Source organism: Paenibacillus jepli (assembly GCF_047238105.1).
Lineage (GTDB): Bacteria > Bacillota > Bacilli > Paenibacillales > Paenibacillaceae > Paenibacillus_D.
Map to the genome: position 1 here is coordinate 4,803,931 of NZ_JBDFMD010000001.1, position 21,389 is coordinate 4,825,319.

Genomic DNA, 21,389 nt, shown 5'->3' on the forward strand with positions numbered 1-21,389 from the left:
CGGTTGGTTGAGGGGTGTTAGCGGCAGAAAGGGTCGTTGGTGCAGCGTGGACGGATGGATGAGGGGTGTTAGCGGCAGAAAGGGTCGTTGGTGCAGCGTGGACGGTTGGGTGAGGGGTGTTAGCGGCAGAAAGGGTCGTTGGTGCAGCGTGGACGGATGGATGAGGGGTGTTAGCGGCAGAAAGGGTCGTTGGTGCAGCGTGGACGTTTGGGTGAGGGGTGTTAGCGGCAGAAAGGGTCGTTGGAGCAGCGTGGACGGTTGGATGAGGGGTGTTAGCGGCAATAAGGGTCGTTGGAGCAGCGTGGACGGTTGGATGAGGGGTGTTAGCGGCAGAAAGGGTCGTTGGTGCAGCGTGGACGGTTGGGTGAGGGGTGTTAGCGGCAGAAAGGGTCGTTGTATTAAGTAGCCCCAACGTTATTCTTCATATACCTGTAGCCCGAGTAGCCGGTCAAAGCGACTGCCGCGAGCATGATGACCATGTCGATCGGAATGCCAGTCACATAGGGTAACGCAAGCAGCAGGAAGAGGAGCTGTCCAATCGTCAATTGACGGTTTGGTCAGCTCCTTCGTGCGTCTTTGGCACGTTTATTCGTCTTCGCCCGCCGCCCCGCCGCCCGCGCTGTGCAGTTTGCGGTATTGGCCGGGGGTGTGGCCGGTTTCCTTTTTGAACTTGCGGATAAAGTTGGGCGCATCCAGGTAACCAACGCGCTCGATGATGTCCTTGAGCGGTGCGCTGGTATGGATGAGCTGATGGATGACTTCCTTGAGCCGGCACTGCCAGATGTACTGGGTGAAGTTGCAGCCGGTTTTGTCCTTGAAGCTGCGGCTCAGGTACGAGGTGGAAATATCGTATTTGAGCGCGACGTGCTCGAGACTGAGCGTGTAGTCGGCATAATTCTGATCGACGTAAGCGACGATCTCGTCCATGAGCGCAGGCTGCTCCGTCTCTGTCTGGTGCGTCGCCTGACTGCAGATCCGCACGGCGAGCGAACGAAGGCGGCTCTCCAGCTCCTCCAGCGTCTCGAACGCATGGAGGGTGGAGATGTCGCCGCGAATATCGGTGACTCCGAGCTCGGCTGCGGTGCGCAGCAGCGAGTTCAGTACGTCGAAGCAGAGACAGCGCAGCAGACCGACGGACAGCGTCTCTCGTTTGATCTCCTCCATGATGCTCGCGATCAACTGGAGCGCCGTCGCTTCATTGCCTTGCTTGAGGCTCTGCTCCAGCTTGAGCAGCGATTTCTTGGGGATCCAGTAGCTCTCACTCGAGACGGCGGAGTCGGAGAGCGCTGTCAGCTCCTCGAAGTAAGCGATCCGACCGCTAAAGGTCAACATCCGCTGCTCAAGGGCGGAAGCCGCCTCTAGGAAGGACTGGTTCAAGCCGGACAGGTCGTCGTACACCGTGCCGACCCCCAGATTGGGACACACGGCGAGCCGTTCTGCCAGCCGTTCGTCCAGCTCGTCAACGACGAGTGCGGCGCGGCTGGCATCATCGCCTTCCTCTTCTTCCGTCGGCAGCAGCGTCACCATCAGCGCCATCTGCTGCTTGACGGAAAATTCGACGCCGAAGATGCGGGCCTGCAGCTCTGGAAGCTCCAGTTGGCTCAGCCATGTGCGGATCGCCTGCTGCTCCTCCCAGGACTGCCCGCCGCGGCTCTGCTCGTCCCAGCTCAGGATGATCGTGAAGCAGCGCGCCTGTTCGGGCAGCTTCAATCCCGACTGGACGATCATCCGCTCGATCTCGGGGTCGTCCGGCTTGGCATGCTTGAACAGCAGCATCAGGCACTGATTGCGGACGAACGGCTCCTGCATGTCGATGCGGGCATGGTAGTCATGGATCGTCTGCTTGATCCAGTCCCATTCGTTGCGGCTCTTGACCGTCTCCTTGGCGCCGCCTTCGAGGCTGGCGAACTCGAGCAGGTCGCGGATCGGATGGTACTGCCTTCTGGCGAGCAGCATCGCCGCGATGATCCCGGTGAGCGCCGTGATGCCGAAGACGAGCAGGATGATCGTGCGGATCTGGCCGACCTGCTCGAAGAACTGATAGCTAGGGATTGCCGTCGCGTACGTCCAGCCGTTGACACTGGATTTGACGGTGACGACCGAATAGCGCTCGCCCCCCAGCTCCATGCTGTGGATGCCGGGCTCGAGCTCTGTCAGTGATGGAAGATCCTGGCCGTTCAGCGCATCGCCACGGTAATTGGCAGTCAGAACTTCACCTGTCGGCGAGAAAATATAGCTGCTTCCCGAGAAATCCGTCAGAATCGTATTCATGACGCCGGTCAGCCGCGATTCTTTCATCAGGTACAACACTGTTCCATATGGATAAGGGTCGTTGGTCTTGATCGGGATGATCATCGCCAGCATCGATTCGGTCCGGGAGTTGACGTTGACGGTCTCCGCAGGCCGTACCGTGGTCAGCTTGGCATCATTGAGGGCCTGGACAATCTCATCGAGCTGCCAGTTCTGGAAGCGGAAGATCCGGCCGAAGGTTATATCGAGATCGGTCATCCCCTGATTGGAATAGATATGCTCATCGCCGTGATAGTAGAGGAACAGATCCTCGATCAGCATATTGTTAGCCTGGTAGCGGGCCAGCGAAGTGATCGCCTCCTGGCTGTAATACGGGTGCGCCACCATAAATGGTGTCAGCTGGACATCGTAGGAGATCTTGCTGGCAATCTCCAGCAGATTGGTCATCTGGCTGTCGATGGTCAGCTTCATCTGGTTGAGCTGATTGACATTGGACTGCTCGATCTCGGATCGCAGATTGGCAGCCGCATTGTGATAGATGAAGTAGGTCACACCTGAAAGCGGAACCAAAAAGATCAATATATAGGATAACGTGTAAGTCACGAGTAATTTGGATTTAAATCGGTTCCACCTGGGACGGATCCCTTTATTTTGCCCGGCTGGCGGATCGGTTGGTTTCACTTGCAGGACCTCCTGAGGAAAAAGTGCTTCGGACGTTTTGAGAGAGTGAGACTTCTGGAAAGGCTATGCAATGACTATAAAGGTGGTTTGATCGGCCTGCGCGGGACGGATTGTTCCTCCGATCGCTGTTGTCCCCGAATTTCTTGAATCATCCCTCTTAAGGGGGAAACTCGGGGACAAAGGCGAGCGCTGACGCTTCTCTGGAACAATTCCACCCTCTCCGGCACGATTCACCTTTCACTTGCTTCGCCACATAAAGCCCAAAAGAATCAAACCGTCCAAAGCCCCGAAAACAACCTGGCCGCAGCTTCGCGAGTCGCTGCGGGGAAGGATAGAATGCGCCCGAAGGCGCTTTCTTTGAATGATAAGCAGGCGAAGACAAATTGAGATAAGTTTCACGATTATATCAGCTTGGCTTGCTGCTGACAATGGCCAGGAATGTAATGCCAGCAGGGCCGAGCGGGCTGTTACGATGCATCCGTGTGTCTCCGGAGTAGAGATCATTTGGTATGAAAGACTGCTTTTTGGCCTATCTTACAGGCATAGAGCCGATCTACGGCATGGAGTGAAGCCAGGTGTGTAGTTCCGATGGAATGAATATGAAAAATCATACTCGGTTAGCCAAAACGCTCAAAAATGACGCAATGAATATGAAAATTCGTGTTCGTTAGGCCGATTGAGCCATTTGGCGGTGAATGAATATGATATTTCGACCTTATGGGTGGCACATGGCTCGCGTTAGGGTAACGAATGTGAAAAATCGAACTCAATTGCTGGACAAGCGTCAAGCCGGGCGATTTTGTAATAGGACTCATCGCCTGATAATCAGCAAGTTGGGTTGGACGGAAGTACGCTACTGTCTGCGCTGGATGCGTGGCCCATTGGGACGAATCGCAAGTGCATCATGTGCTAGACATAAGGTCCATTGGCGGTAGCATTATGCGCTAGACATAAGGTCAATTGGGCCGGATGGCGGTAGCATCATGCGCTAGACATACGGTCTATTGGGTCGAATCGCGATAGCATCACGTGCTAGACGTGCGTTTTATAGGGACGAATCGCGACAACCTCATTCTCTGGACATGGGGCATGCTGGACCGAATCCCAATCTTGTTCGCACACTCACACCAGGCCAATGTTTGTCGTTTACTTAAACATTATAACGTTATATTTATTTTAATGCTAGGATGTGTTAAGCTATTGGCGAAGAAATATTGGACAACGTACAGGCGCTGTCGCAGAAAGGAAGGACACATCAAGAATATGGGGACTGTACTGCGCAATATGACATTGGTGAACGGACAAGTCGCCGACATCGTGATTGCTGACGGCCGGATCGCCGGCATCGTGCCCCCGGGCAGCGGCGAAGGCGAGATCATCGCTGAGGGCGGCTATGTCTCCAGCGGCTGGATCGACATGCATGTGCATGCGTTCCGTGAGCTGAAGCCTTATGGCGACGTGATCGATGAGATCGGCGTGAAGCAGGGCGTGACGACGATCATCGACGCGGGCAGCTGCGGCGCCAGCCGGATCGGCGAACTGGAGGCGGCGGGCTGCGGCGCGGCGACGCGCTTGCTGGCTTTTCTGAACATCTCCCGCATCGGTCTGGAACGCATCGACGAGCTGTCCGATCTGTCTTGGATCGACGAGGAGGCTGCACAGGAGGCGTTGCGCGCGCATCCCGACTTCATCGTCGGGCTCAAGGCGCGGATCAGCCGCAGTGTCGTGAAGGAGCAGGGACTCGAGCCGCTGCGCCGCGCCCGCCAGCTCTCGGAGGCGACCGGACTGTCGCTGATGGTTCACATCGGCTCGGGACCGCCGGCGATCGGCGAAGTGATGGCGCTGCTGGAGCGGGATGATATCGTCACGCACTATCTGAACGGTAAAGCCAACAACCTGTTCGATGAGCAGGGACGGCCATTGCCGGCACTGGTCGATGCGGTGGCGCGGGGCGTCCGGCTGGACGTCGGTCACGGAACGGCGAGCTTCGCCTTCCGGGTGGCGGAGCAGGCGCGGGCGCACGGCATCCCGCTGCACACGATCAGCACGGACATTTACGAGAGCAACCGGTTGAACGGGCCGGTCTACAGCCTGGCCGACGTCATGACCAAGTTCCTCTACCTCGGATACAGTCTGCAAGAAGTGGTCGATGCCGTAACGGTGAACGCCGCAGCCTGGCTCGGACGGCCAGAGCTGGCCGAGCTGGAGGTTGGCGGTGCCGCTGACCTGACGGTTTTTGAGGTGGTGCAGGGCAGCAAGACGCTGACCGATTCCGAGGGAGAGACGCGGACGGCGGACACTTATATTCAAGCCAAGGGAGCGGTAATCAATGGATCATACTTTGCATGCTAAATACGGATTGAAACGCGTCGTCAACGCCAGCGGCCGGATGAGCATCCTCGGCGTCTCGGCGCCGACCGACGGCGTCATGAATGCCGTGAAAACCGGCGGTCAAAGCTACGTAGAGATGGCGGATCTGGTAGACAAATCCGGCGCTTATGTCGCCAAGCAGCTGAACGCGGAAGATGCAGTGGTTGTGAACTCCGCCTCCAGCGGCATTGCTCTGACCGTAGCGGCGGTCGTCACACGCGGCGACAAGCGTGCCAGCCTCAAGCTGCATCAGGAGCTGCCGGCGCACAACGAGATCGTCATGTTCAAGGGACATAACGTCCAATACGGCGCACCGGTAGAGACGATGGTGGCGCTCGGCGGCGGCAAGCTTGTCGAGGTCGGCTACGCCAACGAAGGCAAGAAGGAGCATCTGGAGATGGGCGTCAACGAGCGGACGGCGGCGATCCTGTTCGTCCAGTCGCATCACTGCGTCCAGAAGAACATGATCAAGGTCGAGGATGCCTGGGAAGTCGCTCAGCGTCTGAATGTGCCATTGATCGTCGATGCGGCGGCCGAAGAGGATCTGCGCAAGTACGTGACGTGCTCGGATCTGGTCATCTACAGCGGCTCCAAGGCGATCGAAGGTCCGACCTCGGGCATCGTCGCGGGCAAAGGCGAGCTGGTAAGCTGGGTGAAGACGCAGCTGTACGGGATCGGCCGCAGCATGAAGGTAGGCAAGGAGTCGATCTTCGGTCTGCTGCAGGCGCTCGACGAATATTTCGTCAAGGAAGACAAGAGCGAGCAGGAGAAGGCAGCGCTGGCGGCGCTGGACGTGCTCGGCGAGCTGCCGGGCGTGAGTGTCAGCATCGTCCAGGACGAAGCTGGCCGGGCGATCTTCCGGGGGCGCATCAAGATCGACGAGGCGCAGGCAGGCAAATCGGCACGTACGGTTAATGCTGAGCTGCAAGGCGGCGACATCGCCGTTTACACACGGGATTACGGATTGGCGCAGGGGTATTTTGACCTCGATCCGCGTTCGCTCCAGGGCGACGATCTGCAGGTTATCATCACACGCATCCAAGACATTATCGGGGGGAACCACTAATGGCAGGTATTTACAATCGGTTGTACAAAAACAAGGCGGCACTGAACGTACTGGCGGGCAGTATCGAGAATGCCAACGAGATCTACGCAGCAGCAGAAGGCCATGTCGTCGTCGGCGTGCTCTCCAAGGCTTATCCGGATGCAGCGACTGCGGTCGTAGCGATGAAGGAATACGGACTGGCCATCGAGGACGCCGTATCCATCGGTCTGGGCGCAGGCGACAACCGTCAAGGCGCAGTCGTGGCGGAGATCGTGAAGTCGTATGAAGGTCAGCACATCAATCAGATCTTCCCGGCTGTCGGCGCTACCAGCGCTAATCTGGGCGACCGCAAAAGCTGGATCAACGCGCTCGTATCGCCTTGCGGCAAGCCGGGCTATGTAAACATTTCGATGGGTGTACACAGTGCGGCGATCGAGGATAAAGCCATCGTCCCGGTTAAAGCGGCGATCGCGCTCGTGCGGGATATGGGCGGCCATGCGCTCAAGTATTTCCCGATGCAGGGACTGAAGCTCGAAGACGAGTACCGTGCGGTAGCCAAGGCGTGCGGCGAGGAAGGATTTGCGCTGGAGCCGACGGGCGGCATCGATCTGGACAACTTCGGCAAGATCCTCGAGATCGCGCTGGAAGCCGGCGTACCGCAGGTGATCCCGCATGTGTACTCGTCAATCATCGACTCGGCGAGCGGCGACACGCGGGTGGAGGATGTCAAAACGTTGCTGGCCGAGCTGAAAACGCTGGTCGATAAGTATGTCTAAGATTGCCGCGTTCGGTGAAGTGATGATGCGCCTGGAGGCGCCGGGCTTCCAGACGCTGGCACAGAGCAGTAATCTGGCGTATTCGTTCTCGGGGAGCGGGGTCAACGTCGTCTCGGCGTTATCCCGGTTCGGCCATGAGACGTACCTGGCGAGCACGCTGCCGGACACTCCGCTCGGCGACGCCGCGCTGGCGTATCTGCGCAAGCTCGGCATCCAGACGCCGTTCGTGAACCGAGGCGGCAAGTATGTCGGGATGTACTTCCTGGAGCATGGCTTCGGCCTGCGTCCGAGCAAGGTCACCTACACCGACCGGCTCGGCAGCAGCTTCAACACGGTGCCGCATGCACCGGAGGACTGGGAACGAATCGCGTCGGCGGTGGATGCGGTGCATTTCTGCGGCATCACGCTGGCCATGAACGACCTGGCGCGCACCCAGATCAAGCAGCTGGCCCGCGAGGTCAAGCAGCACGGCGGCACGGTCATCTTCGACTGCAACTACCGGCCGTCGCTGTGGGGCGAGGGCGGCTATGCGCTGGCGACGCCGCATTACCGCGAGATGCTGGAGCTGGCGGACATCGTCTTCATGAATGAGAAGGATGCGATGCTGACGCTGGGCATGACGAGCGCGGGGGCAGACCGGACTGAGCAGCTGCAGGAGCTGATCCCGCAGGTGGCGAAGGAATATAGCATCGGCACGATCGCCGGTACGCACCGTCAGGTGAATGGCGACAACACGCATTCGCTGGTCGGGTATCTGTATACGGATGAGGCATTCTTCTACTCGCTGCCGGTGACGTTCTCGGTCTATGACCGGGTCGGGGCAGGCGATGCCTATGCGAGCGGCATCATCCACACCCGGCTGCGCGGCGACGAGCCGCAGTACGCGGTCGACTATGCGACGGCGGCCGCGGTGCTCGCGCACACGGTGCACGGCGATACGCCGATGGCGACCGAGGCGGATGTCGTGCGGGCGATGTCGCGGACGGCCGGGGACGTGGAGCGCTAAAGGCGTATCTGGAAGGACGCCAGCTTGGTGGCCAAGCGCCGCAATAACTGCCAAACGGCAGTTGAATGCGCCAGCAGCCGGGCGAAGCGCCGCAATAACTGCCAAACGGCAGTTGGATGCGCCAGCAGCCGGGCCAAGCGCCGCAATAACTGCCAAACGGCAGTTGGATGGGCTCGCAGCCGGGTGAAGCGCCCCAATAACTGCCAAACGGCAGTTGAATGCGCCAGCAGCCGGGCCAAGCGCCGCAATAACTGCCAAACGGCAGTTGAATGCGCCAGCAGCCGGGCCAAGCGCCGCAATAACTGCCAAACGGCAGTTGGATGCGCCAGCAGCCGGGCGAAGCGCCCCAATAACTGCCAAACGGCAGTTGGATGGGCTCGCAGCCGGGTGAAGCGCCCCAATAACTGCCAAACGGCAGTTGAATGCGCCAGCAGCCGGGCCAAGCGCCGCAATAACTGCCAAACGGCAGTTGGATGCGCCCGCAGCCGGGCGAAGCGCTGAAAGGGGCAGTCCCAAAAGGCATCGTGTGACGATGGAGGGACGCCCCTTCTTCCCTATGTATCGACCGGGTGAGCGGAGGTGCTAACGGAACCCTAAGACCTTATTCCACCAATCCAGCCCTGAATCCCATGTTAAGGGAACAGAAAGCCCTTATTGGTCTTAAAACGCTCACATGTACGCTCGGAATAGGCCAATGAGTTCCGTAAAGCTTGGAGAAAGCATCTTTTGAGCGGTATAACAGCTCTGAGTCTGAGTTCCGTTACAATACAACGCTTGGAGATTTGACCGAGAAGGAGGAAAGCCGGGATGACCATCACGCGCAAGAAGGGCCCGCTGTATCTGCAGGTCAAGAAGATCGTCAAGGACCGCATCCTGCACGGGGTCTATCCGCTGGGCGGCCATATCCCGCCGGAGCCGCAGCTGGAGCAGGAGTTCAACGTCAGCAAGATGACCGTGCGCAACGCGATCCGCGAGCTGGCGGACGAGGGCTATGTCGAGAAGAAGAGCGGCATCGGCACGATCGTCCTCACCAATACGCCGGTCACCCGGCTCTCCAAGGGCAAGAGGTTCACGGAGCTGCTAGTTGAGGAAGGCCACCGGCTGGAGAAGCGGCTGATCGGTGTGACCCACGACCGGCTGACGCCGGGTACGGAGCTGCACGGCCTGCTGGGCCCCGAGGCGGTACGGATCGAGCGGCTGTATGTGCTGGATGACCAGCCTTACATTCATATCGTGCACTATCTGGCGGCGGCATCGTTGTCCGGGGTGGAACCGGAGGCGGGCGAGCCCGCTTTCGAGTCGCTCTACGATCTGCTGGAAGAGCAGGATATCGTGCTGGACAACTTCCGCGATGCGTTCTCGGTGGGTCCGGCTTCCTCCGAGACCGCCAGGCTGCTGGGTATCGCGATCGGCACGCCGCTGCTCGTGCGGCTGCGCCGGACGTATGACGTGGACGGACAGCTGGTGGAATATAGTATCGGCTATTACCAGACAGAGCTGCAGCATTATTTGGTTAGTTATGATACGTAAGACGCAGGTGTCTCTGCCATAGATAATAAGGTGAAAAGCCGTTGCAGCCGGAGAGGGTGCGACGGCTTTTTTCTTAATCCTCCATCAGCTGCTTCAGCTTCGCTTCCGTCGTCGTATCGGGCGCTGGCGTGTAGATGCTGCACCGCAGATCTTCCTTACCGTACACTTTCAAGGAAGTAAGCTCGTACACCATCTTCCCGGCCTTGGCATGCCGGAACTCCAGATGGACCTCCGGGGCATACTGCACCCGGTTGTCCTCCCACATCCGCTTGAATTCCGGGTGCTGTTCCGTCATCTCCTTCAAAAACAGATCATACCACTCATCGCCTACGTACTGGCCGTAATAGGTGCGGAACATCGAGAGAAAGTCATTGGAGAACTGTTCCCAATGGAGCGCCAAGCGCCGGAACTCCCTGCGGGTGAAGAGCAGCCGGATCATGTTGCGCTCAGCGGGAGGGATGCGGTCGAAGTCAAGGAATACAAAAGCGGCGGCCTTGTTCCATCCGACGATATTGCATTTGCGGTCCGATACGATAACCGGGCAGTAGGTGAGCTCAGTGATGATTTTTTGGAGCGACGGGCTGAGCTGCACCGCCTCTTGTTCTGCCGCGTAAACCTCCGATTCGTTCTCGAACGCCAGCGAATACAAGTATTTTTTCTGATCGGGGCTCAGCTGCAGTGCGCCTGCCACGCAATCGAGCACAGACGAGGAGACGCGGATGTCCCTGCCCTGCTCCAGCCAGGTATACCAGGTGGTGCTGACCCCCGCCAACTGGGCGACCTCTTCCCGGCGCAACCCGGGGGTCCTTCTTCTGGTTCCGGCAGGCAAGCCTGCCAGCTCGGGTGACAGCTTGGCACGTTGGCTTTTCAGGAATACCGACAAAGCGTGCAATCGAACTTGGGAATTCAAGCGAGCATCCCCTCTCCAGCGTAGTAGATAGCAGTATTTATACTAGGATAAACACTCTCTTGTAATAGGATAATCTACATGCCATGATACGCTTATGAAGAAACAACCGCAAGATCCAAGGGAGGATGCAGGGGATGGAAAGAGTTGTGATTACAGGTATGGGTGTTATATCGCCGCTGGGAAACGATGTCGAGACGTTCTGGTCCCGGCTCGTCCGTGGAGAGTCCGGGATCGATCGGATAACCGCATTTGACACCTCACGGCAAAAAGTCGCCATCGCAGGGAGTGTGAAAGATTTTGACCCCGACGCATGGTTCGGTGCGAAGGAGGGGCGACGACTGGACCGCTTCTGCCAATTCGCACTGGCGGCCGCCGAGCAAGCGATGCAACAGGCAGCTATCGATCCGGATCAGATCAACCGCGAGCGGATGGGAGTCTATGTAGGTTCCGGTATCGGCGGCATCCAGACCTTGATGAATCAAGGAGGGGTGCTGGCTGCACGCGGGCCTGAACGGGTCAGTCCTGTCCTGGTCCCGATGATGATCGCCAACATGGCTGCAGCTCTTATCAGCATCAAGTATGGCGCTTTGGGCTCCTCGATGGCCCCCGTAACTGCCTGTTCGATCGGCAATACGGCTATCGGCGAAGCGTTCTTCCATATCCAATCCGGCAGATCGGATGTCATCATCGCGGGAGGCGCTGAGGCGGCTATCACAGACATCTCGCTGGCGAGCTTCGCCAATGCAACTGCGCTATCAACCCGCAATGACGAGCCAGCCCGTGCAAGCAGGCCGTTCGATGCGGGACGAGACGGATTCGTCATGGCGGAAGGCGCCGGCATCCTCGTTCTGGAGAGCCTGTCGCACGCCGTAAGCCGTGGGGCCCATATCTTGGGCGAGGTCATCGGTTACGGGGCTAGCTCGGATGCTTACCATATGGTTGCCACGCCGGAGGACGGCCACGGTGCCGCCCGTGCCATGAAGCTGGCTTTGGCCGAAGCGAAGCTGCCTGCGTCTGCGATAGACGTCATCAGTGCACACGCCACCAGCACCGTCATCGGCGATCGCTCGGAAACGGCTGCGATCAAGCACACCTTCGGCACACGGGCCTATGACATCCCGGTGACCGCCAACAAATCGATGACCGGCCACATGCTGGGCGCATCCGGCGGGGTCGAAGCCATTGCGTTGGTGAAATCGCTGCAGACCGGGATCATCCCGCCGACGATCAATCTGGAGGTCAGCGATCCGGCTTGCGATCTGGACTATACGGCAGATGAAGCAAGACATGCCAAGCTGCGGATCGGCCTGTCCAATTCCTTTGGCTTTGGCGGGCATAACTCGGCGATCGTAATCCAAAGCTATGCGTCCGAGTGACAAAGCGCTTTTGCAAAGCGTATTCCATTCCGTCGGTCAGCCGACGGTTTTTTGTTTAGGAAATTTAGCGGCAGTTTCGCAAGCAGGCGTTTAGGACGAGTAGGTCGTATTTGCTTGATGTAATTCTCTATACTGCCCAGGTGTCATACCTTCATGCTTTTTGAAGATCCGGTTGAAGTACTGCGGCTGATAACCGACCGAAGCGGCGATGTCGATGATTTTATCGTCTGTAGTGGAGAGCCGCTGTTTGGCGGTATCCAGCCGATATCGGGTTAAATAGTCGATGAAGGTCGTACCCGTAATCTTCTTAAAACCCAGGCTCAGCTTTTTCGGGTAGGTCCCGAATTGTTCAGCGCACCCCTCCAGCGACAGATCCGACATGTAGCTATCCTGTATTCGTTCTACAACCTGCGAGACGATCCGCTTAATCTCCCAATCCTGCTTGTCGCGCACCGTTTCCAGATAAGGCATGACGATTGCGCTTTTTATCCACTGCATCATGTTATGCGGTTCCTGGATTTGCGCAATCTGCTCCAGGGGCAGTTGGTTCTCGAACAGCTCGAGCGGCTCAAAGCCCGTATGCAGAATGGCATTGGTCATATTGCCGGTCAACAGCAGCAAGCCTTGACGTATTTGAAGCTGCGTTGAGGCCTGCTCTGTCAGTTCCCGATAGAAATGATCCAGTCGATTCAGGATGACTTCTTGCTCTCCCGAGCGCAAGTAATGCATGATTTCCTTTTCAATGGAAAAGGGATAGGAGTCCTTGGCTGCAGCATTGGGCAGCATGTCATCGACTTTCATAATTTGAAGCTCTTCTCCCCATTGCTTGAGATTCAAAGCGGCAAGGGCAACTTCCATAACTTCAGGCACATCACGAATGTTCGGCGTATGGTTGCCGATGCAAACGGTGACACGGACATCCAGCGTTTGCAGCAGGGTGGCTGCCAGCTCCTGCGCAGCGTGTTCCAGCGTGCTGCCCGCAGGCTCGACCGCTTGAATGTACAGGAGCAGGCCGAAGGTCATATCCTGGAAGTTAATCAAGTCGGCTTCGAGGCCATGGTTGGACATGACGTCCAGGGCAATATTGGAGGAGGCGAAGCTGATCAGAGCTTCATCACCGACTTTAAACTTCGTATTCTCAAATAAACGGCTTTCGATCTGCAGCGTGATAACCGCGAACAAAGGGCTGATGCTGCCTCCATAGGATTGAAAGCGCTGGATAATATCCTGCTCATCCATCCAGTTCAGATGGCCTTGCGTCAGCTGGAGCAGGAAGCCGGAGCGCAGCTGCGGCAATGTGGCCTGAAGCTGCTTTCTAAGCCTTTCCCGCTCATGAAGCTGGCCCATCCATTCGCTGGCGATGTAGGAGAATTCCTCTGAGCTGCCTACCTCGCCTTGACCTTCACGAAAGAAACGTACGAGATTGCCCACAGGACGGTACAGCTCCTTGGAGGCGACCCAGGATAAGAGAAGCGCTATGCACAGGATGGACAAACTTGTATAGATAATGAAGCGGGAGAAAACAATGACCGGCTGGGTCAGCTTGGAGATCGGTGTAGCTGTCGCAAAGTTCCATTGGCTGCCTAACCGGTTCATGCGGCTGTAAGATACAGAGTAGGTTTCTCCCTCGAAGTCGAGGATGAAGGAAGATACTTCAGGAGAAATAGACATGTGTGACAGCCTGTGCAGGATCTCTTGGTCTAAAGCCGACGGGGCATATATCGAATGACGCCCAGCGGACAGCAAGGCGCCCTCGTGGCTCCATAGCAAAGAGGAATCACTCTCCGGCTCCAGATCATGAATAAGCCCATCCAGCGCGCTGGAACGGAGATTGATGATTAAAGCCGCGCTTGCCGTAGTTCTGCCAACCGGCAAACGCAGCACCAGCGACAGCGACGATTGGTCGGGCTTGAACATCCAGGTCATATGAGTGGTCCAGTAGATATTGCTGGGCACAAGCAGCAAGTCTTGCAGCTGCTGCTTCTGCTGGACATCTTGCACCTCAATCAAGCCATGATTATCATGGATGAGGCGATTTTGGTGACCCAAATATAACCAGATGTCATTGATGGACGGGTCCGACCACTGCATGGAGGAGAGCAAGCGATAGATGTTCTGGATCTCCTGCACGTCTTGAGGAAGAATCAGTTCTGATAGCGGTTTCATAGCGGACAAGCTCGTGATTCCCGAAGCCATCATAGTCTCGATATGGGTGAGGTCGGCATCCATGCGCGCTGAGGCATATTTTAGTCGGATTTCATGGGAGCTGTTCATCTCGTTTTCGATATAATCCACGCCAATATAATATACAAGTATACCAATGCAGATGGCTGGCAGACTTGCAGTTATTGTTGCGATGAGGAAGCTCCTGCGGAAAAAGTTCGAACGCATACCATTACTCCTTTGGCGTCAGGATGGTGAGAATTATAACATGGGCCGCTTGCGGCAGCCATTGTAAATTCCGGCAAGCCCTGAGCTGCAGGCGGAATAGATGTCCAATGCGCATTTCAAATCGAGAAAAATTGTCTACTTGAAGGATAGAACGGGAGAAATTATAGTCGAGGCATCAAGCAACCAACCAAGAAAGCGGGGAGTCGAATCAAATGAGTGCCCAGACGAACAAATGGAGACGAATTGTCCGAAATATGCACAGGGACAAGCTGCTATACTTGCTTGCGCTGCCGTGCCTGTTATATTTTGCTGTGTTCAAGTATTTGCCCATGTGGGGGGTGACGATCGCCTTTAAGGATTTTTCCCCGTACCGAGGCTTTATGGACAGCCCCTGGGCGGGACTCAAGCATTTTGAACGATTTTTCACCCACCCGGATTTTTGGATACTGCTTCGCAATACGCTTGCCATCAACTTCCTGAACCTGACCTTGTTTTTTCCGCTGCCGATTATGCTGGCGCTGCTGATGAATGAGATACGGGTCAGCTGGTTCAAGAAAACCATTCAATCGATTGTGTATTTGCCACATTTTTTATCCTGGGTTATTATCGCTGGCTTGACCATTATTATGCTGTCCTATTCGGAAGGGTTTGTGAACCACGTCCTGGCCCAGATGGGGTATGCCCGTCTGGACTTTCTGACGAGACCCGAATGGTTCTGGCTGCTGCTCACCTTTCAATCGATCTGGAAGGAGGCGGGCTGGGGCACGGTAATCTTCCTGGCAGCGATAGCTTCTGTGGACCCGTCCCTCTACGAGGCTTCGCGAATGGATGGGGCCGGCAGGCTCCGCCAGATGTGGCATGTAACCTTGCCTGCCATCCGCAACGTCATTGTTATTTTGCTTATTTTGCGTGTCGGCAACATCATGGACGTTGGTTTTGAACAGGTATACTTGATGATGAATGGCGCGGTAGCTCGTGTAGCCGATGTTTTTGATACCTATGTGTATCGAAGCGGCATCCAGCAGGGACAATTCAGCTATTCCACGGCTGTAGGATTATTCAAATCGGTTGTAGGCATTATCCTTGTGGTATCCGCGAACTATTTATCCAAGAAGTTTGGCGAAGACGGCGTTTATTAAACGATTCAGTTGGAGGTTTAGGCTATGATTGTTTCTAGAAGGGATCGTATTTTCGATGCAGGTGTGACGTTCATCCTGATTGTCGTCTCGCTCGCGGCTTTATTCCCGATTTATTATGTATTTGTAGTTTCCTTTACTTCGGCAGAGGAATATCTGCGTAAGGGGTTCATCGTCTTTCCGGAGACCTGGACGCTGGAATCATACCGTTACCTTTTTTCCAATAATACCTTCTTCAAGGCGACGGCGGTCAGCGCGTTTCTGGCGACTGTCGGTACATTCCTCAGCTTGCTGGTCACGGCTACGGGAGCTTATGCTTTGTCAAGAAAGCGGTTGTTCGGCAGGAGGGCGATTCTGCTGCTTATTTTGCTCACGACCCTATTCAATCCCGGCATTATCCCGCCGTATCTGCTCGTAAGAGACCTGGGCTTGATGAACAGTCTCTGGGCGCTCATCCTGCCTGTGTTGACAAGCGGGTGGTATATGATTCTTATGAAGGGCTTCTACGAAAGCATCCCGGATGAGTTAGAGGAGGCTGGCAAGATCGACGGCTGCAATGACTTATCGATCTGGGCGCGTATCATTCTTCCACTGTCCCTTCCATCTATGGCCGCGTTTGGCTTGTTCTTCGCGGTAGCCTACTGGAACACCTTCTTTAATGCAATCTTGTATATTAGCGATGCCAATCTGCGCCCGTTGCAGGTGGTCCTGCAGATGCTCTTGATCGATTCCTCTACGTCGGCGTCAGGCGATATTGTCAATCAGATGCAGGGTGACATCAAAATCCCTACGGAAACCTTGAAGATGGCGGCAGTAGTCATCGCTACCGTGCCGATCCTCATGGTCTATCCCTTCTTGCAAAAGCACTTTGCCAAAGGAGTCATGGTGGGCTCCGTGAAGGGCTAAAAGCATGCGTAGACAAAAAGGCTTGCCGAATTGCGCTTGCGGAATCCTTGTGCAATGCTGGGATATCGGCCGCAGAATGAATGTACAATTGCAGGATATACCAGTCTGTTCTAATCTCGAAACTGCAAGTTGATCATAACTATACGGAGGTCGAAGCGAAATGAAAACATGGATACCGCTTGTTCTGGCTCTCGCCCTGTTGCTCTCTGCATGCACAGGAGGCAATACGACAAATGAGGGTAGTCAGCCGCCGGAGTCTAATAATGGCTCTGGTGCCAATCCGGATACGCCGCAGCCGCCTACTGAGATATCCATTCTCACGGTACAGCAGACACCGGAGGTACTGCCTGATAATAATCCGGTATTACTCGAGATTGAGAAGCGCACGAATACGAAGCTGGACATCACATGGGTGCCCTCAAATTCTTACACAGAGAAGCTGATGCTCACACTGGCGGCCAATGAAATGGCCGAGCTTACCTACATCCCGGATATGTTCGATCCGCAGGTTGTGCAGATGGCCAAAGACGGTGCATTCTGGGATATATCGCCCTTCATCCAGGAGCATCCGAATCTAGCTGCCTTGCCAGAGGAGATCTGGAACAATGCCAGCATTCATGGCGTGCACTATGGCGTGCCTAGACTTCGTCCGCTCGATGGCGGCGGCAATATGCCGATGGTCCGGCTGGACTGGCTGGAGAAGCTCGGCCTGGACGTGCCGGAAACGATGGAGGAGCTGTATGAGGTGGCTAAGGCCTTCACGGAGCAGGATCCAGATGGCAATAATCTGCAGGATACGGTAGGCATCACTGGCGATATCACGATGATTGGCTGGGTAGAGAGCATCTTTACGGAGACGAACGGCAGGTGGAAGCTGAAGGACGGGGGGCTGATCCCAGTCATCTTCGACCCGGCTGCCCGGCAGGCGCTGGAATGGCTGAAGCGGGGATATGAGGAGAAGACTATAACGCAGGATTTTGCCGTGCTGAAAGGGACACAACCGCGTGATTTGCTGATGGGCAACAAGGCAGGCGTCATTGGCGCTTTCATGAATCCACAGTGGCTGTTCACGGAAGCCATCCGCAAAATCGATCCCGAAGGGGACATGTATCCGCTGCCTTATGTCATCGGTGCCGAAGGCAACAAATTCGCGCCACAGGAGCCGGGTGTGGCCGGCATGTATGCCATTCCCAGAACGGTTCCTGAGGATAAAGTGAAGAAGCTCCTTGCTTTTATGGATTACGGGATTGGGGCTGAAGGCTCGGATCTGGCGATTTACGGCATCAAGGATGTGCACTATATCGAGGAGGATGGGTTCAAAGTCGCCACTGAACAGGCAGCAACGGATATGGTCGGACAAAACATTCTGGGCGTCATCTTTGGCCAATTCGAGAAATACCAACGTGCGTTCCTGACAGGAATCCCAAAAGAAATGTATGAGCGAAACGTGGACATTATTGATCAGCGCTCGGAAATCAGTGTCCCCAACCATGCTTATGGCCTCATCTCTGAAACGGAGATCATCTATGGACCGGACCTGTACAAAAGAGTAGAAGATTTGAAAACAAGCATCATTATGGGCAAAGAGCCGATGTCCGCATGGGACAATATGGTGAGCCAGCTGGAAGCAGACCCGCAGATGCTGAAGATGATCGATGAAATTAATGAAGCTTACCGCAACAAATAAGCATGCAGTCTGAGGAGAGGCGCGTAACATGAGGTGTCTTAAGTAATCGAAGAGTGGCAAGAAATGAAGGGCCGTCACAGCGTGGCGGCTTTTCGCTGGTCGTGCTCGCTCACGAACGGACACGGTGGCCCTTATTTCGAGCATGGGCGTGTTTTTAGCGAAGCTTGCGGACAGAGGATCCGTTATCGGTCTGGAAACGGGGGCTAACGGGTATAAAACCAGCACTTAACGGATCGTGTGTCCGCAGGGCAGGTTCCTTGCGGGTTTTTGTGCAAAATAGAGCCTATTGTGTCCGTATCGCGGTGCCAACCTGCGTGAGCAGGTTTTGTTGTTCTGATAGGGATTTCTTGCTTGTACCCCGCCATGCAATCCAGACCAATCCTTCATGTACAGGGCGGAAAATGCGGACTATACTAATAAAAGCAAGGACAAGCTTGACCGTCAGGCAGGGAAAGGGCTGAAAGCATGCGAGGAAGGCTGACGACGTTGAAGAAGCCGCGAATGAATGTGTTTTGGCAGTTTTTTTCAAGCTTTTTTATATTGATTCTTGTGCCGTCGATTCTAGCGAGCTTATTTACTTATGTCTATGTCGTAAGGGTAATCGAGCATGAGGTGGAGGAGACGAGCAGTATATTAATCGGCCATTTTGCCGAGCAGACGGATGAGCTGGTGGACTCGCTCCGGGACGACATGCTCCGGGTGATGAGCTACTCCAATATCCAGCAATACCTGCGCTATCAGGATTATCCCGCTGGACATCCTTCGCTGATCGATGCCGTTCATTCGCTTACTACGCAAGTCGGACGCCGACCCAGTATCTGACGCACATCCGTCTGGACCATGCCAAGAGGCTGCTGCGGGCTACCCGTCTGCCGGTCCGGGAGGTCGCAGAGCAAGCCGGCTTTAACGATGCCTTCTACTTCAGCCGCCTGTTCGGCCAGGCGACCGGGATGAGTCCGAGGGACTACCGCAACGAATAGCCGGGGTTAGCTGTCGCTCTTGCCTTGCTCGCGGTATTGTCCCGGTGTCATGCCAAAGTGTTTTTTAAAGAGACGATGGAAGTACGCGGGCTGGTAACCAACTTTCTCCGCAATGCTATTGATTCGCTCTTCGGTTTGCAGCAGCATCGTCTTGGTCAACTCCAAGCGGTAGGACGTGACATAATCGAGGAAGGTCACGCCTGTTATGGTCTTAAAGGCTGCGCTTAGCTTGCGAGGGTAAGTGCCATGAAGGTCAGCACAGCTCTCTAAAGAAATATCGAGATGGTAATTATTGTGAATGGTATTCAATACGTCCTCCACCATCTGCTTCATCAACGCGTTTTGAGTTCGCTCAAGCTCGATCAGAAAGGGCCGGATCATATCGTTCTTCAACCATTGGATCATATGAGCAGGCTCCTTAAGCTCGGATAGCTGTTCATTCATAATCATGCCTTGATAGAGCTGGAGCGGTGAGAAGCCCGACATGATCACAGTCTGCTGGATCGTATTGAATAATTGGTAGCAGCCCTGCCGCAGCTGCAGTTCTGTCGTGGCTTGCTCCTGAAGCTTTGTCCAAAAGCCGTCAACCTGCCTGTCCACTTCCTCTGAGGAGCGGCCCATCCGCAGCGACTGGACAAGGTCCTTCTCCTCTTCGAACGGATAGAGAACAGTGTGGCTACCCTGAGTCAGCACTTCTTCGAGATCGATGACTTGCAGACGTTCGTGCACCTCCTTAAGCTGCAACGATTTGAGCGCTTCCTCAAACGCGGCGGGAATATCTCCTAGTGACAGGACGGGCTTGCTGATGGCTACCGTCACATTGACCTTTGTATAGAGATGCAAGGCGGAGGATAAATCCTTCGCCATTTTGTATAGCATGGATTTGCTTTCATGCGGGGAGTCCTGGTCCCCTGGAAGAAGGATGCATAAGATTTGATTGTGTAGATTGACGACCTCGGCATGATCTCTGCGCGTACTCATCCACTCTTTGGATATATTGGCCGCAGCAAAAGAAATCAGCTGTTCATCCCCCGCTGTAAATTTCCCTTCCGACTGGAGCAGTCCGTGCAGCTCCACAACGAGCAAGCGGATGTCCCCAGATTCCTTGAGGTGAACGAAATCGTACCGATCCATCCGCTCCCTGATCTCCGATACGGAGAGCGAGCCCAGATGTCCCTGCACCAGCTGCAACAGGAAGCTCTCCCGGAGGGTAGGCAGTTGAGCGTGCAGGCGCTGCTGAAGCGTCTCGCTCCGTCCTGATATATTCCTCCAGGCAGCAGCTATATGGTCAAATTCATCCTCCATCTTTTGATGCTCTTGATTCTGCGAGATGAGCCGGATCAGTCTCTCTACCGGCTGATAGATTTTACGAGTGATGATCCAGGACAGGATCAGGCCCAGTACTAGCATAAGCACGCTGATCCGGATAATATTTTGCGACAGCACAATCAGGGGGCTGGTGATCTCGGAGAAAGGGGTGGCAGCAGCAAGCACCCACGTTTCTCTTACCCGCTTCATCGGCTGGGCGGCAATAGTATAGCGTTCATTGTTCCAGGTCGCAATAAAAGAGTCATTCCGGTTATCGGCTTGAAGCGTAGTGGATTGCAGCCAGTTATCCAGCGCTGTCAACTGCTCCACGGTACGATGGCCGCCGGAGATGATCCGCCCCTCCTGATCAAGCAGCAATGTGGAGGCCATGGGATTCGCATTCGCGTCGCCCACCAAGGTGTGCAGGGCGCTCCCCTTCACACGGAAGATAATAAAAGAGCTCGTATTGGGATTGTATAAGTTCAGCCTTACGACAAGGGAGAGCGGCAGGGTATTCGTGAGCCTGCCCTCCGGCAGTGTGTCCGTCCAGTATATAGGTGACTTTATAAACATGAGGTTCCGGTATGCGGCATTGACCGTTTCGTCCAGTCTCTCAATGCCATACGTATCCGATATCAAGGCCTGATGCTTCTCTAGATAGATGTAAACTTCTTCGATTAGAATATCGGAAGATTTGATGATGGTCAGACTTTCATAGATTTGGTTAACCAATGTGTTGTCGCGCTGCAGATCAATCTGATTCAGCGACGGGCTGAGCGGCGAGTTCGAGGACCATAGGGTTGCAATCATCTCCAAGTGATTGAGCTGGCTGTCAATGCGCTTGATCGCATTGTCGGTTGCATGTGTATGATAATCGCTTAATGCGCTTTCAATTTTTGTCGTGCCGTATAAATATAGGAAGACACCGATCAGCATGCACGGCACCGTGGACAGTAAAACCATTAATAATAGACTTCTGCGAAAAAAAGGACTTCTGAGCATGAAGCATACCTCCAAGCACGGGTGAGAAATGCATT

The 21,389-nt window shown here is 55.3% G+C and carries 16 protein-coding genes; 11 read left to right on the forward strand and 5 right to left on the reverse strand.

The genetic code is table 11. From position 1 onward, the window contains the following. Positions 1 to 585 precede the first annotated feature (585 nt). A complete protein-coding gene (locus tag ABC336_RS20700) occupies positions 586 to 2,931 on the reverse strand; it encodes a helix-turn-helix domain-containing protein (protein WP_413240457.1) in 2,346 nt (781 codons plus the stop codon). Positions 2,932 to 4,194: 1,263 nt separating this feature from the next. Between ABC336_RS20700 and ABC336_RS20705 the strand changes: the two genes are divergently transcribed. Genes ABC336_RS20705 through ABC336_RS20720 form a run of 4 tightly spaced genes read left to right on the forward strand, consistent with a single transcriptional unit; the run spans position 4,195 to position 8,128 of the window. Next, positions 4,195 to 5,283, forward strand: coding sequence for an amidohydrolase/deacetylase family metallohydrolase (locus ABC336_RS20705; protein ID WP_413240458.1), 1,089 nt, complete (start codon positions 4,195 to 4,197; stop codon positions 5,281 to 5,283). Next, positions 5,261 to 6,367 (forward strand): DgaE family pyridoxal phosphate-dependent ammonia lyase, encoded by a 1,107-nt coding sequence (locus ABC336_RS20710; RefSeq protein WP_413240459.1) that lies wholly within the window; start codon positions 5,261 to 5,263, stop codon positions 6,365 to 6,367. Before ABC336_RS20705 ends, ABC336_RS20710 begins: the two co-directional genes overlap by 23 nt. Next, positions 6,367 to 7,122: a 2-dehydro-3-deoxy-phosphogluconate aldolase gene (dagF, locus tag ABC336_RS20715; RefSeq protein ID WP_413240460.1), complete on the forward strand. Its 756-nt coding sequence runs from the start codon at positions 6,367 to 6,369 to the stop codon at positions 7,120 to 7,122. Before ABC336_RS20710 ends, dagF begins: the two co-directional genes overlap by 1 nt. Next, entirely contained in the window at positions 7,115 to 8,128 is a 1,014-nt protein-coding gene (locus tag ABC336_RS20720) for a sugar kinase (protein WP_413240461.1), read from the forward strand. Before dagF ends, ABC336_RS20720 begins: the two co-directional genes overlap by 8 nt. Here ABC336_RS20720 and ABC336_RS20725 read toward each other — a convergent pair. Beyond that, positions 8,125 to 8,571, reverse strand: a complete 447-nt coding sequence (locus tag ABC336_RS20725; protein WP_413240462.1) for a hypothetical protein — start codon at positions 8,569 to 8,571, stop codon at positions 8,125 to 8,127. The two genes, ABC336_RS20720 and ABC336_RS20725, sit on opposite strands and share 4 nt — an antisense overlap. 364 nt (positions 8,572 to 8,935) lie before the next feature. Here ABC336_RS20725 and ABC336_RS20730 point away from each other — a divergent pair, with 364 nt between their 5' ends. Beyond that, positions 8,936 to 9,658: a GntR family transcriptional regulator gene (locus ABC336_RS20730; RefSeq protein ID WP_413240463.1), complete on the forward strand. Its 723-nt coding sequence runs from the start codon at positions 8,936 to 8,938 to the stop codon at positions 9,656 to 9,658. Positions 9,659 to 9,731: 73 nt separating this feature from the next. Here the strand turns inward: ABC336_RS20730 and ABC336_RS20735 are convergent, their stop codons facing one another. Next, positions 9,732 to 10,568 (reverse strand): helix-turn-helix transcriptional regulator, encoded by an 837-nt coding sequence (locus ABC336_RS20735; protein WP_413240464.1) that lies wholly within the window; start codon positions 10,566 to 10,568, stop codon positions 9,732 to 9,734. A gap of 134 nt (positions 10,569 to 10,702) precedes the next feature. On the opposite strand from ABC336_RS20735, the gene fabF reads away from it, so the two are divergent. Next, entirely contained in the window at positions 10,703 to 11,944 is a 1,242-nt protein-coding gene (fabF, locus tag ABC336_RS20740) for a beta-ketoacyl-ACP synthase II (RefSeq protein WP_413240465.1), read from the forward strand. A 90-nt stretch (positions 11,945 to 12,034) separates the two neighbouring features. Here fabF and ABC336_RS20745 read toward each other — a convergent pair whose 3' ends face one another. Then, positions 12,035 to 14,335, reverse strand: a complete 2,301-nt coding sequence (locus ABC336_RS20745) for a helix-turn-helix transcriptional regulator (protein ID WP_413240466.1) — start codon at positions 14,333 to 14,335, stop codon at positions 12,035 to 12,037. Between the two features lie 212 nt (positions 14,336 to 14,547). Here ABC336_RS20745 and ABC336_RS20750 point away from each other — a divergent pair, with 212 nt between their 5' ends. The 5 genes from ABC336_RS20750 to ABC336_RS20770 all read left to right on the forward strand — a co-directional run bounded on the left by ABC336_RS20750 (position 14,548) and on the right by ABC336_RS20770 (position 19,044). Continuing rightward, complete coding sequence (locus ABC336_RS20750; protein ID WP_413240467.1) at positions 14,548 to 15,474, forward strand: ABC transporter permease; 927 nt, start codon at positions 14,548 to 14,550, stop codon at positions 15,472 to 15,474. A gap of 24 nt (positions 15,475 to 15,498) precedes the next feature. Continuing rightward, on the forward strand, positions 15,499 to 16,377 hold the full coding sequence (locus tag ABC336_RS20755; RefSeq protein WP_413240468.1) for a carbohydrate ABC transporter permease: 879 nt from the start codon (positions 15,499 to 15,501) through the stop codon (positions 16,375 to 16,377). 160 nt (positions 16,378 to 16,537) lie between these two features. Further along, positions 16,538 to 18,064 carry an extracellular solute-binding protein gene (locus ABC336_RS20760; protein WP_413240469.1) on the forward strand — a complete coding sequence of 509 codons (1,527 nt, stop codon included), beginning with the start codon at positions 16,538 to 16,540 and terminating at the stop codon, positions 18,062 to 18,064. Between the two features lie 486 nt (positions 18,065 to 18,550). Continuing rightward, positions 18,551 to 18,886, forward strand: a complete 336-nt coding sequence (locus tag ABC336_RS20765; protein ID WP_413240470.1) for a hypothetical protein — start codon at positions 18,551 to 18,553, stop codon at positions 18,884 to 18,886. Between the two features lie 11 nt (positions 18,887 to 18,897). Continuing rightward, the gene (locus tag ABC336_RS20770; RefSeq protein WP_413242570.1) at positions 18,898 to 19,044 is read left to right on the forward strand and encodes an AraC family transcriptional regulator; all 147 of its coding nucleotides are present in this window, start codon (positions 18,898 to 18,900) and stop codon (positions 19,042 to 19,044) included. 6 nt (positions 19,045 to 19,050) lie between these two features. On the opposite strand, the gene ABC336_RS20775 is transcribed toward ABC336_RS20770, so the two are convergent. Further along, the gene (locus tag ABC336_RS20775) at positions 19,051 to 21,315 is read right to left on the reverse strand and encodes a helix-turn-helix domain-containing protein (RefSeq protein WP_413240471.1); all 2,265 of its coding nucleotides are present in this window, start codon (positions 21,313 to 21,315) and stop codon (positions 19,051 to 19,053) included. Between the last annotated feature and the right edge of the window lie 74 nt (positions 21,316 to 21,389).